Annotated in this window: 11 protein-coding genes; 3 read left to right on the top strand and 8 right to left on the bottom strand. The window is 71.2% G+C overall.

Annotation, left to right across the window (positions count from 1 at the left end; translation table 11 throughout):
* Positions 1-85 precede the first annotated feature (85 nt).
* From CUC05_RS04595 to CUC05_RS04585, 3 genes are all read left to right on the top strand, one after another.
* Entirely contained in the window at positions 86-2092 is a 2007-nt protein-coding gene (locus CUC05_RS04595; protein WP_108664889.1) for a VanW family protein, read from the top strand.
* A 250-nt stretch (positions 2093-2342) separates the two neighbouring features.
* Positions 2343-3725, top strand: a complete 1383-nt coding sequence (locus tag CUC05_RS04590) for a hemolysin family protein (RefSeq protein WP_108664888.1) — start codon at positions 2343-2345, stop codon at positions 3723-3725.
* Entirely contained in the window at positions 3722-5047 is a 1326-nt protein-coding gene (locus tag CUC05_RS04585; protein ID WP_108664887.1) for a hemolysin family protein, read from the top strand. Before CUC05_RS04590 ends, CUC05_RS04585 begins: the two co-directional genes overlap by 4 nt.
* Positions 5048-5054: 7 nt before the next feature.
* On the opposite strand, the gene moeB is transcribed toward CUC05_RS04585, so the two are convergent.
* From moeB to CUC05_RS04545, 8 genes are all read right to left on the bottom strand, one after another.
* Positions 5055-6206 (bottom strand): molybdopterin-synthase adenylyltransferase MoeB, encoded by a 1152-nt coding sequence (gene moeB, locus CUC05_RS04580; RefSeq protein WP_108664886.1) that lies wholly within the window; start codon positions 6204-6206, stop codon positions 5055-5057.
* 113 nt (positions 6207-6319) lie between these two features.
* Complete coding sequence (locus CUC05_RS04575) at positions 6320-6718, bottom strand: hypothetical protein (RefSeq protein WP_108664885.1); 399 nt, start codon at positions 6716-6718, stop codon at positions 6320-6322.
* A gap of 64 nt (positions 6719-6782) precedes the next feature.
* The gene (locus CUC05_RS04570) at positions 6783-7427 is read right to left on the bottom strand and encodes a LutC/YkgG family protein (RefSeq protein ID WP_108664884.1); all 645 of its coding nucleotides are present in this window, start codon (positions 7425-7427) and stop codon (positions 6783-6785) included.
* The gene (locus CUC05_RS04565) at positions 7424-8926 is read right to left on the bottom strand and encodes a LutB/LldF family L-lactate oxidation iron-sulfur protein (protein WP_108664883.1); all 1503 of its coding nucleotides are present in this window, start codon (positions 8924-8926) and stop codon (positions 7424-7426) included. Before CUC05_RS04565 ends, CUC05_RS04570 begins: the two co-directional genes overlap by 4 nt.
* The gene (locus CUC05_RS04560) at positions 8923-9672 is read right to left on the bottom strand and encodes a (Fe-S)-binding protein (protein ID WP_108664882.1); all 750 of its coding nucleotides are present in this window, start codon (positions 9670-9672) and stop codon (positions 8923-8925) included. Before CUC05_RS04560 ends, CUC05_RS04565 begins: the two co-directional genes overlap by 4 nt.
* Positions 9669-9917, bottom strand: coding sequence for a LacI family DNA-binding transcriptional regulator (locus tag CUC05_RS04555; RefSeq protein WP_108664881.1), 249 nt, complete (start codon positions 9915-9917; stop codon positions 9669-9671). Before CUC05_RS04555 ends, CUC05_RS04560 begins: the two co-directional genes overlap by 4 nt.
* A 265-nt stretch (positions 9918-10182) precedes the next feature.
* Positions 10183-12423: a WD40/YVTN/BNR-like repeat-containing protein gene (locus tag CUC05_RS04550; RefSeq protein WP_205712125.1), complete on the bottom strand. Its 2241-nt coding sequence runs from the start codon at positions 12421-12423 to the stop codon at positions 10183-10185.
* A gap of 119 nt (positions 12424-12542) precedes the next feature.
* Positions 12543-13025, bottom strand: a complete 483-nt coding sequence (locus CUC05_RS04545) for a hypothetical protein (RefSeq protein ID WP_108664879.1) — start codon at positions 13023-13025, stop codon at positions 12543-12545.
* Positions 13026-13247 lie beyond the last annotated feature (222 nt).

Below are 13247 nucleotides of genomic sequence, written 5' to 3'. Positions count from 1 at the left end.
TGCGCGACGTTGCTGCGACACCTCCACCCGCGGCTGGTGCACAACCGGCGGCAACCGTGCCGTGGCCCATTAGCCTCTGTACCCAATGGACACGACGCAGGATGCCGTCGACCGAGGGACGGGCCGACCGGCAACCTCCGGTCCCTCGCGCCGACGGCCACGACCGGGCGCCACCGAGTCACCCCTGCGAGGACCCCTGATCACGGTCCTCGTGCTGGTCGTCGTGCTCGGCGTCGCCTTCGTCGGGCTGCGTGCCGCACGGGCGGACACCGCGCTCCCGGGCATCACCGTCGCCGGTGTCGACGTGGGGGGCCTGTCCCCCGACGAGGTCACCACCGCGATCGCCGGGCTCGACGACGCCAGACGCACCCGGACCATCACCGTGACCCGCGGCCCCGACGAGGTGGTGTCCACCGCGGAGGAGCTCGGCTACGCCCTCGACGTCGACGCGACCGTGGCCGCGGTCATGGCGCGCGGGCGCCAGGCCAACCCGCTGGTGGCCTTCAGGGACCAGGTCCGGGCGACCTTCGTGCCGCTGACGGTGCCCCCGATCGCCGCCTTCGACAGCGTGGCGTTCGAGCGCTGGATCGACCGGATCGCCCGCGACCTCGCCCTGCCGCCGATCGAGGCGGACCTCGAGATCACCGGGACGACCGTGGCGGTCGTGCAGCCGCAGCCCGGGGAGACCATCGACGTCGAGGCGCTGCGGTCCACGGCGCTGGAGGCGCTGCAGGACGGCGGCGACGCGACGATCGAGGTCCCGACGGTGGTCACCACGCCGTCGACGGACCCCGAGGCGATCGCCGCGCTCGCCGACGCCGCCGAGCTGGCCATCTCCGCCCCGGTCACGCTGATCCGCGGCGACGTCCGGCTGTCGTTGACCGGTGAGCGGATCGGCGCGCTGCTGCAGGTCCGGGCCGAGGCGGTCAGCGACGACGGCGACGCCGACCTCGAGCTGGTCATCGATCCGGACCGGCTGCTCGCCATGCTCCCCGCCGAGCAGTTCGCCGCCCTCGCCCAGCCCCCGCAGGACGCCACCATCGAGGTCACCGGCGGCCAGGTCGTGGTGACCCCCTCGGTGGACGGGTTCGCCTTCGACGCCGCGGCCGCCGCCGAGCAGATCCTCGAGGTCGCCACGACGCCCGGCACGCGGACCGCCGAGCTGACCGGCGAGCTGACCGAACCCGAGGTCACGACCGAGGACATCGAGGCGATGGGGATCGTCGAGCAGGTCTCCACCTTCACCACCGAACATCCCTGCTGCCAGTCGCGGGTCACCAACATCCAGCGGATGGCCGACATCGTCCGCGGCACGATCGTGATGCCCGGCGAGACGTTCTCGCTGAACGGCCTGGTCGGCCCGCGCACGACCGACAAGGGCTTCGTCGGCGGTGGCGCCATCTCCGGCGGCGAGTTCGTCGAGCAGATCGGCGGCGGCGTCAGCCAGTTCACGACCACGATGTTCAACACCATCTACTTCGGTGGCTACGACATCGTGGAGTTCAAGCCGCACAGCTACTACATCTCCCGCTACCCCCTGGGCCGCGAGGCCACGCTGAACTACGACCCGCCGGTCGACCTCAAGTTCACCAACGACTCCCCGCACGCCATCTGGATCGACACCAGCTACACCGACACCTCGATCACCGTCAGCTTCTGGTCCACCGAGTACGCCGAGGTCACCTCGACCACCGGCGAGCGCTACGGCCTGCGCGAACCCCGGGAGGAGCGCGAGGAGACCGACGAGCTGCCCGCGGGTGAGGAACGCCTCGTGCAGAGCGGCCGGGACGGCTTCAGCGTGGACTTCACGCGGACGATCGCCTACGTCGACGGCCGCACCGCGACCGAGACCTACACGACGGTGTACCTGCCCGAGCCGCGGATCGTCATGGTCGGCACGGGCGACGGAGCGGGCGAGGAGGACCCGACGGAGGACCCCACGGCATCCGCACCCGCCCCGACGGGAGACCCCGAGCCCGCGCCGACGCAGCCGGCCCCCGCACCCGAGCCCACGGCCGAGCCGGCACCGGCTCCGGCCCCTCCCCCGAGCGCGGCCCCGGAGCCCGCCCCGAGCGACGGTGGGGCCAGATGACCCGCGGCCGACCGAACCCGCGGACATGGATCGAGCCCCGGCCGGGGGGGACCGAGGCTCGAGGACACGTCCAGTGTCCGAGGCACAACCAGTGCCAAGGGGAACCGCAGCGGGCCTGTCACCGACCCAACCGCTCCGTCAAGGCTATGACGGAGGCCCATGGGCAGACCATCGTCAACCGTGATGGTTCCCACCTGGTCCGAACGGGCCATCCCCCACGTCCCTGGACGTACGTATCCGGAGGCCCTGCGTGACCACCATCCTCGGCCTGGCAGCCGTCCTCCTGCTGATCTTCGGCAACGCCTGGTTCGTGGCCGCCGAGTTCGCGCTGGTCACCGCACGACGGGGCCGGCTCGAGGCCGACCACGAGGGCGGTGACCGTCGGGCGGGTCGGGCCCTGCAGCTGCTCGGTCGCCTGTCGTTCGCCCTGTCCGGGGCACAGCTCGGCATCACGGTGACCTCGCTCGCCGTCGGGTTCATCGCCGAGCCCGTCTTCACCGCCCTCTTCGAGCCGCTGCTGTCCCCCCTCGGCATCCGGCCCGCGCTGGTCCCGGCCATCGCCGTCTCCCTCGGCCTGGTGGTGTCCACCGCCGGGCAGATGGTCCTCGGCGAGCTGGGCCCGAAGAACCTCGCCATCGCCAAGGCCGAGGACGTCGCCAAGAGCCTTGCCGGTGGCCAGATCCTGTACCTGCGCCTGTTCGGCCCGATCATCCGCCTGTTCGACGGCGCCGCCAACGGCTTGCTCCGCCTCGTCGGCATCGAGCCCAGCGAGGAGATCGACAACTCCGTCACCGTGGAGGAGCTGGAGCACATCATCACGAGCTCCTCGGCGTCGGGCACGCTCAGACAGGGGGTGTCGGCCATGCTGCAGCGCTCCATCGAGTTCCGTGACCTGCATGCCGACGACGCCATGCGACCCCGTGCCGACGTGGTCTCCATCTCCGGCGACGCCACCTGTGAGGAGCTGACGGCCCTCGGGGTGCGCACCGGCCACTCGCGCTTCCCCGTGACCGGTCCCGAGGGGCTGGACGACCTGCTCGGCGTCGTCAACATCAAGGACCTGCTGGACGTGCCGGTCGCCGAACGGGCGATCACCCCGGTCAGGACGCTGGCCGAACCCGAGCTGGCCGTGCCGGAGTCGGCCTCCCTCCGTGACGTGCTCCTGCTGCTGCGCGACACCCACACCCAGCTCGCCGTCGTCGTCGACGAGTTCGGCGGCACGGAGGGGATCGTCACCCTCGAGGACATCGTGGAGGAGCTCGTCGGTGACATCCGCGACGAACACGACCGCGCCGAACGGCAGGCGGTCCTGCGGGCCGACGGCAGCTGGCGGGTCCCCGGGTCGTGGCGCATCGACGAGGTCCGGCGCGACACCGGCATCGAGCTGCCGCAGGGCGAGCACGACACCATCAGCGGCCTGCTGATGGCGACCCTGTCCCGCGTCCCCGTCGTCGGCGACACCCTGGTCCTCGACGGCATCACCATCGAGGTGCTCGCCGTCCAGCGCCACGTCGCCCAGACCGTCCGGCTGAGCACCGATCCCGGACACGGCCCAGCCGAGGACGACAGGCCGCCACCGGCACCAGCGCCCGTCCACGACAAGCCCGGACCCGATGAGGAGGCCGACCGATGACCGGCACGACCGGTGCCATCGTGGCCATCGTGCTGCTGGCCGTGAACGGGGCGTTCGTGGCGGCGGAGTTCGCGCTCCTCGCCGTCCGGCGGTCCCGCATCCAGCAGCTCGCCGACGCCGACGACGCCCGCGCGACCGCGGCGCTGAAGGGCCTGAAGGAGCTGTCGGTCACCCTCGCCGGCGCACAGCTCGGCATCACGATGGCCAGCCTGGGGCTCGGGTACGTGGCCGAGCCGCTGGTGGCGGGCTTCTTCGAGCACCTGCTGGCGGAGTCGACTCCCCTGCCCGAGCCCGCCGCCGTCACCATCGGCTTCACGATCGGCCTGTCGATCGTGGTGTTCCTGCACATGGTCGTCGGGGAGATGGCCCCCAAGTCGTGGGCGATCGCCGACGCCGAACGGTCCTCGCTGCTGCTGGCCCGACCGTTCCTGCTGTTCGTGACGATCTTTCGGCCGGTGATCCTCCTCCTCAACGGCATGGCCAACGGCCTGGTCCGTGCCGTCGGCGTCGAGCCGCAGGAGGAGCTGGCGGTGGCCCACGCCCCCTCCGACCTGCTCATGGTGCTGCGGGAGTCCTACAACGAGGGGACGATCGCCGGGGAGGACCACGAGCTGCTCAGCCGCGCGCTGGAGCTGTCGGGGCTGGACGCCGAGTCGATCATGGTCCCCCGCCGTGAGGTCGTGGCCGTCGCCGCGACCGTCACCGCCGAGGAGGTCATGGCGGTCGCCCGCGCCACCGGCCGATCACGCCTGCCCGTGCACGGCGGCGACCTCGACCAGGTCCTGGGAGTGCTGACGGTCAAGGACCTGGTCCTGCGTCCCGACCGGTTCGGCCCCGAGACGCCAGCCGCGCGCCTGGCCCGACCGGCCATGGTCGTGCCCGAGTCCCGGCCGATCGAGGACCTGCTGCTGGACATGCGCCAGCAGCGGCAGCACATCGCGATGGTCGCCGACGAGTACGGCTCGGTCAGCGGCCTCGTGTCGCTGGAGGACGTCATCGAGGAGCTGATCGGCGAGTTCGACGACGAGACCGACCGGCTGTCACGCCGGCTGCGTCGCCGTCCCGACGGTCGGCTGGTCGTGGCCGGCAACCTCCGAGCCCACGAGCTGGCCGAGCAGACGGGCCTGGAGCTGCCCGACGGCCCGTGGGAGACCCTCGCCGGGTTCATCGAGCACCGGACCGGCAACGTGCCGCAGGTCGGGGCGACCGCCACCCTCGGTGGGGTCCGCCTGACCGTGACCGCGGTCGACCGCTTCCGCATCACCGAGGTCGAGCTCCGGCCGGCCAAGCCGACCGGAGCCACGACACCGGATCGTCAGTAGGTGGGCGTCAGTAGGTCGGGATCGAGGTGTCGACCTGGCGGGCGTATCCGTTGATGCCGCCCTGCAGGTTGCGCAGCTTGCGGAAGCCGGCGTTCTGGAGGATGTGCAGGGCCTGCATCGACCGCTGACCGGACTTGCACTGCAGCACGATCTCCTCGGAGGAGTCCAGCTCGTGCATCCGCGAGGGCAGGTCCCCCAGCGGGATGAGGGTCGACCCCTCGATGCGGGAGATCTCGTACTCGTGGGGGTCACGGACGTCGATGAGCGTGACCTCGTCGCGGATCTTCTCGAACTCCGCGGGGGTGATCTGCAGGTCGAAGTCGGACTCGGAGTCGTCGGCGACGTGGTCGTTGGCGGGGACGCCGCAGAACTCCTCGTAGTCGATGAGCTCCGTGATCGGCTTTGCGTCGGGGTCCTTGCGAACCGTGATCGTGCGCCAGTCGTGGTCGAGCGCGTCGTACAGCTTCATCTTGCCGATGAGCGGCTCGCCGATGCCGGTGATGAGCTTGATCGCCTCGGTGACCTGACCGGCGCCGATGGAGGCGCACAGGACACCGAAGACCCCACCCTCGGCGCAGGAGGGGACCATGCCGGGGGGCGGCGGCTCGGGGAACAGGTCGCGGTAGTTCGGACCGACCTTGTCCCAGAAGACGCTCAGCTGGCCCTCGAAGCGGAAGATCGAGCCGTAGACGTTCGGCTTGCCGAGGATCGCGCAGGCGTCGTTGACCAGGTAGCGGGTGGGGAAGTTGTCGGTCCCGTCGATCACCAGGTCGTAGGGCTCGATGATCTCCAGCGCGTTGTCGCTGCGCAGGAGCGTCTCGTGGATGTTGACCGTCACCGTCGGGTTGATGTCGAGGATCGTCTCGCGGGCGGACTCGGTCTTGCGCTTGCCGATGTCCTTGGTGCCGTGAATGACCTGGCGGTGGAGGTTGGACTCGTCGACGGTGTCGTAGTCGACCAGGCCGATCTCCCCCACGCCGGCGGCGGCGAGGTACATGGCGGCCGGCGAGCCGAGCCCGCCGGTGCCGACGAGCAGGACCTTGGCGGCCTTCAGGCGTCCCTGCCCGTCCATGCCGATGTTGGGCATGATCAGGTGACGGGAGTACCGACGGATCTCGTCGTTGGTGAGCGGTGCCGGTTCGGCGATGAGCGGTTCCATGAGACCACCTAACAGTGAGATGGCCCCGACCCTTCCGGTGGAAACGATGCAATCATCGTCGGTGCCGTCCGCGTTGCGGTCGCGGGTCGAGGCCGGGTGCACGCGCGCGGTGTTCAGCGCTGGATCGACAGGTCCTCGGTCTGCCAGTCGCCGAACCACACGATGTCACGGGCGTCGTGGCGGGCCAGCACGTCGGCCACGGCGTCGCGGTGGGACTCCTCGACGTCGTTGACCACGATGGCGTGGCGGCCCGACCGTGCCTCCTCCCCCAGGCGCATCAGCTCCTCCCGTTCCTGTCCGAGGGACAGCAGGAACTTCACGAGCCGGCCGGCGGGCTGGGAGTCCTCGTCCCCGGCCTCGAGGCGAGCGGCGAAGGACTCGCCGGTGCCGTGGGTGATGGAGTCGCGGTCGACACCGGCGTCGGCGAGGTCGGCGACCGCGGCCTCGGCGGTCGCGGCGTCGGCCACGTGGGCGGTGACGGCATGGTCAGTGGGGCGTGCGTCAGCGGTCATGCCCGTCACCCTGCCCGTTCCTCCCTTCGATCGAACGCGTGTGGGATGAGGTGCGACCCGCGGGTCAGGACACCAGGACGACGTGGAGGGTGCGCGGGCCGTGGACGCCCTCGACGCGGTCGAGCTCGATGTCGCTGGTCGCCGACGGGCCGGAGATCCAGGTCTGGGGGCGGGCGGCGTCCAGCGAACGGACGGCCTGGGGGACGGCGCCGACAACCTGATCAGCGCGGACGATCACGACGTGGAGGTCCGGGACCAGCGTCAGCGCTCGACGTCCCTGCCCGGGGCCACCGTCGAGCACGATCGTGCCGGTCTCGGCGATGCCGACCGCGGAGGAGGTGACGACGGCGTCCACCGCGTCGAGGTCGGCCACGGCCAGCGGCTCGTCGGGCCCGTCGATGCGGACCTCGACGTCCTCGGGGACCACGTTCCCGGGCAGGTCGTGGGCGACGACGATCCGGGCGGGCCGACCGTCCACCGCCGCGAACAGGATCTCCCCGATGACGGCGGCCACGCCGTCCGGCGCGGCCCGGTGGACCGTCGCGCGGTAGTCCTCGACCCGTTCGACGAACCGCTCGAGGACATCGACGCCGGGTGCCGGGTGCACGGCGTAGTCGCGGGGTACCTCGACGGTCGTCGGGGCGGGGCCCAGGGCGTCGCGGATGCGGGCGAGGACCTCGACCCGCGCCGCGTCGGAACCGGCGCTCACGACGAGCCCTCCTCGCGGCCGCGCCACCAGTCCCGGAAGCTCTGGACAGCGGGGACGGGCGCGTCGCGGGTGGCGGTCCAGCCGTCCATGGGCGGTGGCAGGGTGCGGATGCGCCGGTCGCCGTCACCGCGATCACGACCGACGAGGCGCCCGATCCGGGAGGCTCGCTGGGCAGCGGACCATCGCGACGCGTCGCTCATCATCCATGCCGCAGCCTTCATGGCGGCCGCCTCCACCGTCGGGACGGTGCGGCGGGCCGCCTGTGCCTCGACGTGCTGTTCGCGCAGGTGGACCAGCATCGTTGGGATGTCGATGGCGACCGGGCAGGCGTCGAAGCAGGCGCCGCACAACGAGGAGGCGTACGGCAACGACGCGTTGTCCTCCACCCCCGTCAGCTGCGGGGACAGGACGGCCCCGATCGGCCCCGGATAGACCGAGCCGTAGGCGTGCCCGCCCGTCCGTTCGTAGACCGGGCACACGTTCATGCAGGCCGAGCACCGGATGCAGCGCAGCGCGTCCCGCCCGTGCTCGTCGGCAAGCACCGCCGTGCGGCCGTTGTCGAGCAGTACGAGGTGGAACGCCTGCGGGCCGTCGCCCGGGTGCACCCCGGTCCAGAAGGAGGTGTAGGGGTTCATCCGCTCGCCCGTCGCCGACCGCGGCAGCAGCTGGAGGAACACCTCGAGGTCGTCCCAGGTCGGGACCAGCTTCTCGATCCCCATGACCGTGATCAACGTCTCGGGCAGGGTCAGGCACATGCGGCCGTTGCCCTCGCTCTCGACCACCGACAGGGTGCCGGTGTCGGCGACGGCGAAGTTGGCGCCCGAGACCGCGACGCGGGTGGTCAGGAACTTGCGCCGCAGGTACCGCCGGGCGGCCATGGCCAGCACGCGGGGTTCGTCGGTCAGCGCCGGGTCGACCCCCTCCATGTGCTGCAGGAAGATGTCGCGGATCTCCGTGCGGTTGCGGTGGATGGCCGGGACGAGGATGTGGGAGGGGCGGTCGTCGGCCAGCTGCACGATCAGCTCGGCCAGGTCGGTCTCCAGGGCGTGGATGCCGGCCTCGGCGAGCGCCTCGTTGAGCCCGATCTCCTGGGTTGCCATCGACTTGACCTTGACGACCTCGTCGGCGCCGGTGGACCGGACCAGACGGGTGACGATGGCGTTGGCCTCGGCGGCGTCGCGCGCCCAGTGCACCGTGCCGCCGGCGGCGGTGACCCGCTCCTCCAGCTGCACCAGCAGCTCGGGCAGCCGTCGGAGGGTGTCGTCCTTGATGGCGGCACCGGAGCCGCGAAGGGCCTGCCAGTCGGGGACCTCACCGACCACAGCCTCGCGCTTGGCACGGATCGTGGCGGTGGCGTTGCCGAGGTTGCGCCGCAGCTGGGGGTCGGCCAGGGCCGTGCGGGCGGCGTCGGGGAACGACTGCTCGCCACGCAGCTGACCCACCCCACGGGGCGAGACGACGGGCAGGGGCGAGCGACCCGGCGGCACGGACGGCGTCACGAGCGCACCGCCGCACGGTCGCCGGTGGAGGCGAGGATCTCCGCCAGGTGCAGCGTGCGAACGCCGGCTCGCGAGCGGGACAGCCCGCCGCCGATGTGCATCAGGCACGAGGCATCCCCTGCCGTCACGTACTCCGCACCGGTGGACCGCACGTGGCGCATCTTGTCGGCCAGCATGGCCGAGGACGTGTCGGCGTTCTTGACCGCGAAGGTGCCCCCGAAGCCGCAGCACTCGTCAGCCCGGGGCAGCTCGACGAGGTCGATGCCCTCGACGGCCCGCAGGAGCTGCAACGGCTTGTCGTCGACCCGCAGCAGGCGCAACGAGTGGCAGGTCGGGTGGTAGGTGACGCGGTGCGGGAAGACCGCCCCCACGTCGGTCACCCCGAGCCGGTCGACCAGCAGCTCGGACAGCTCGAAGGTGCGTGAGGCCACGGCTTCGGCCCGGCGGGCCAGGTCCTCGTCCCCGGCGGCGCGCGCGATGCCGACGTGCTGGTGCCGCACCGATCCGACGCACGATCCCGAGGGCCCCACCACGACGTCGCAGTCCTCGAAGGCCTCCACGTGGTTGCGGACCAGCGGCAGGGCCATCGCGCCGTACCCGGTGTTGGTGTGTGCCTGGCCACAGCAGGTCTGGGAAGGCGGGAACACGACCTCGTGGCCGAGCCGTTCCAGCACCGTCACGACCGCGCGGCCGACATCGGGGAACAGGGTGTCGGCGAGGCAGGTCACGAACAGGGCGATCCTCATGCCGACCCCTGCCCCGCTGGCGATCCCCCATCGGCGCCGGCGGGGCCGCCGCGGCTCGGTCCCGCACGCAGCTGGCGTGCAAGCTCGTTGCGCACGTACCCGAGCTCGGCGATGGACGTCCGGACGCGTTGGAGGGTGTCGTCGTCGACGTTGGCAGGCCGGTTCAGCACATTGCTCACGGTGCCGACCAACGCCCCCGCGTGAGCGGCAACCTCCTTGATGCTGACCAGGTGGCTGCCCTCCACGTCGGCTCGGACTCACGGCTGAACATACCCCGTCATTGAACCGTGTCGGGGCGGGAACCCGGACACGAGCGAGCGCTGCGGGCCCGGGGCGACGTCCAGGTGGCGGCCACCGTCCTCAGCCCCCCTGCCTGCGCAACGTCCGGCAAGTGGACCTGCAGGTTCCTCGGGGCCAGGCGTGTGGGGAACGCCTGGCCCTCGTGGCGGCCGTCGGTCGATGGCTATTCGCTGGCCGGGCGTCGCCCCGTCCTCAACAGCAGCCTCCCTCCTACCCGCTGGACCGGCAGGAGTGCAGCGCGTTGAAGCCGGTGCCGGGGTCCCCGAGCGGCAGCCTGGTCCGCACACCGGGACAGGTCGGAATCGGCGCGGTGTAGATGCCACGTCCGAACGTCGCGGCGGTCAGACCACGGGTGGGCTCGTGGTAGCGAAGGTAGGTGACGGGGGCGCGGGGAAGGTCGTCGCCGACGGGGGTCCAGCGACCGCCGTTCCAGGTGGACAGGAAGACGCCGACGTCGCTGCCGACGATCAGCAGGCCATCGGATGTGGCGATGACGGAGTTCACCGGCGCGTCGGGCAGGTCGCCCGTGACGTCGTGCCAGGTCAGGCCGCCGTCGGTGGTGCGCATGACGTGCGGACGATCGCTGCCGGACCGGAAGCCGGAGAAGGTCGCGTAGGCGATGTCGGCGGAGTCGGGGTGGACCGCAACGCGCGTCACCCAGGTCCCGGGCAGCTGCTCCCTGCTCACCTCCGACCAGCTGGCGCCGCCGTCGTGGGTCGTCCACAGCAGTCCGTCGTCGGTCCCGACGTAGATGACGTCGCCGTCCGTCGGTGCCGCGGCCACCGTCGTGATCGTGCCCCACGGGTAGGACGGGTCACGTCCCGGCACGCCGGTGGACAGGTCGGGGCTGATCGGCGCCCAGGTGATGCCGTTGTCGAGCGAACGGTTCAGGATGTTGCCGCCGTAGTAGACGACGTCGCTGTCGCTGGGGTCCCACACGACCGGCGCGAACCAGTTGCGACGATCCGATGTCGGGCGGATGCTGCTGCGCGGGGACATCCCGCCGTTCGTCGAGCGGTAGCACGAGCCGTACTGGCTGCAGCCGATCACGATATCGGGGTTCTCGGGGTCGATGGTGACCTGCAGGCCATCACCGCAGCCGATCGACTCCCAGCCGCCTGCCTCGCCGTACCACGATCGGTTGCACCCGTTGTCCTGCGCGCCGCCGGTCAGTCGATCTGGTGCCAGCTCACCGACGTCGACGGAGTAGAACTGGGTGTACGGCTGGTGGGTCGCCTGGACCCACGTGCGGGTGACCCCGTTGAGGTCGGAGCGGTACATCCCTCCGTCGTTGCCCAGGTACACGCGCCCGGGGACGGCGGGATCCCATGCCATCTTGTGCTGGTCGGCGTGCACGCCCGAGGAGGTGCTCCACGTCAGGCCGCCGTCCACGGAGTTCACCAGGCTGACACCGGCGACGAACACGTTGTCGGCGTCGGCCGGGTCGACGAAGATCTTGCCGAACCACCAGCTGAACGAGGACTGGGAGTTGCGCAGGGTGTTCGATGTGGGCATCTGCACCCAGGTGTCCCCCCCGTCGTCCGAGCGGTAGAAGGCCCGGAATGGACCGATGGCCGTGCCGACGTAGGCGTACAGGCGATCCCCGTCGGTGGGTGCCACCGCGAGGCCCCACCGCCCCTGGTCGGCATCGCTGGGCAGGCCGTTGGTCATGCGCTCCCAGGTGGTGCCGCCGTCCACGGAGCGCCACAGGCTGGACCCGGCGCCCCCGTAGGTGCGCAGGTCCGGTTCCCGTCGGTGCTCCCACATCGCGGCGTAGACGCGCTGGGGGTCCGTGGGGTCGATGACGACCTCTGTGGCACCGGTCAGGTCGTTGGGTGGGGGCAGCAATTGGTCCCAGGTGTCACCGCCGTCGGTCGTGCGGTACACGCCGCGTTCGCCGCCGGGCAGGAAGAGGTTGCCGGACACCGCCGCGAAGATCCGGGAGTCGTCGCTGGGATCCACCGCCAGGCGGCCGATCGAGCCGCTGTCGCTGAGGCCCACGTGCTCCCAGGTCGCCCCTCGGTCGGGGGATCGGTAGATGCCATCGCCCTGGAAGGTGATGGAGCCGCCCCCGGGGTTGGTCTCGCCGGTTCCTGCCAAGAGCACACCGTCACCGGTCATCGCGATGGCGCCCATCGACTGGCCCCAGTCGTCGGGCCACACGGACTCATACGTCATGCCGGCGTCGCTGCTGCGCCACACGCCACCGGTGGCGGCCGCCACGAACAGCTGGTCCGGGACCCCGGTGTCGACCGCGATGTCGGTGATGCGACCACCGATGTTGGTCGGGCCACGGGTCTCCCATGACGTGCCCACGATCGCCGGCGCCCGGCGCCGACCCTCGTCCCGCGACCGATCAGCGGCCGCCCGTGCCCGGCCGTAGTCGGCCGGGGAGAAGGTGGAGTCACCGCTGAGGCGCTGGGCGGTCAGCCACTCGTCAGGCACCTCCATGGGCCCGGTCGGTGAGGCGATCGCTGCGGGCGATCCCTGGTCGATTGTCAGCAGTGAAATGATCAGGGCCGCTACGGCCACGATCACGGCGGCCATGCGCAGGCGGCCAGGAGCTGTATTCATCGGCGTGTATCTCCCATTTCTTCGGCGGGGCTTGCGGGGGATCGGGTCTGGTCAGCCGCCACGTGCAGCTCGGGCAGGGTCGTGTGGTCGGAGTCGGGACCGATCACGGCGGTGAGCCCTGATCCCTGCGCGCACAGCGCCACCGCCCGCAGGTACATCCGGTGGTCCCCGACGCGCACCAGGACCTCGGACTCGAAGGTCTCGTCCTCCGCGCTGAGCACCTCGACGTCGTCGCGGCCGTGGTACTCGTTGCGAACGTCGACGGGTGTCCTGGAGACCTCTGCGGACACCGTCACCACTGGACCGCCTCGGGTGACCTCGGTGACGCGACTGCCTTCGGGCAGGACGAGGCCAACGACGCCAGAGGGTGCGGGGAGGGGCTCGGCGACCTCGTCGCAGGCCGGCAGTGCGGCCAGGGCTGCAGCAGCCGGGTCAGTGACGCCGCCACCGCATCCCGCAGCGAGGATGACGAAGAGCAACCCCGCACCCAGCCGACGGAGCGTCCGGCGAGACGGTCCAACGGGCAGAGGCTGCACCCTGCTGAGCGCGACAGGAGCAGTCCTGAAGGCGTCTGGCGAACGTGGCACTGTTCCCTGCTTATTGACCCCGAAGGACTAGTCCCGGGACACTAGAACGTCGGTACAGCTGAGCACAAGGGGTACCGGTTGCCGGGCAGGGTTGGCGAGGAGCACGCCGGCTCG

Origin of the sequence: Euzebya rosea, assembly GCF_003073135.1 — a bacterium.
Classification (GTDB): domain Bacteria; phylum Actinomycetota; class Nitriliruptoria; order Euzebyales; family Euzebyaceae; genus Euzebya; species Euzebya rosea.
The sequence above is the reverse complement of the archived record's forward strand: the minus strand, read 5'-3'. Positions and strand labels throughout refer to the sequence as shown.

Excerpts from the sequence above, each read along its gene's own strand:
- CUC05_RS04595 (WP_108664889.1), top strand. The coding sequence starts at position 86 with ATGGACACGACGCAGGATGCCGTCGACCGAGGGACGGGCCGACCGGCA.
- CUC05_RS04585 (WP_108664887.1), top strand. The coding sequence starts at position 3,722 with ATGACCGGCACGACCGGTGCCATCGTGGCCATCGTGCTGCTGGCCGTG.
- moeB (WP_108664886.1), bottom strand. The coding sequence starts at position 6,206 with ATGGAACCGCTCATCGCCGAACCGGCACCGCTCACCAACGACGAGATC.
- CUC05_RS04575 (WP_108664885.1), bottom strand. The coding sequence starts at position 6,718 with ATGACCGCTGACGCACGCCCCACTGACCATGCCGTCACCGCCCACGTG.
- CUC05_RS04560 (WP_108664882.1), bottom strand. The coding sequence starts at position 9,672 with ATGAGGATCGCCCTGTTCGTGACCTGCCTCGCCGACACCCTGTTCCCC.
- CUC05_RS04550 (WP_205712125.1), bottom strand. The coding sequence starts at position 12,423 with ATGGAGGTGCCTGACGAGTGGCTGACCGCCCAGCGCCTCAGCGGTGAC.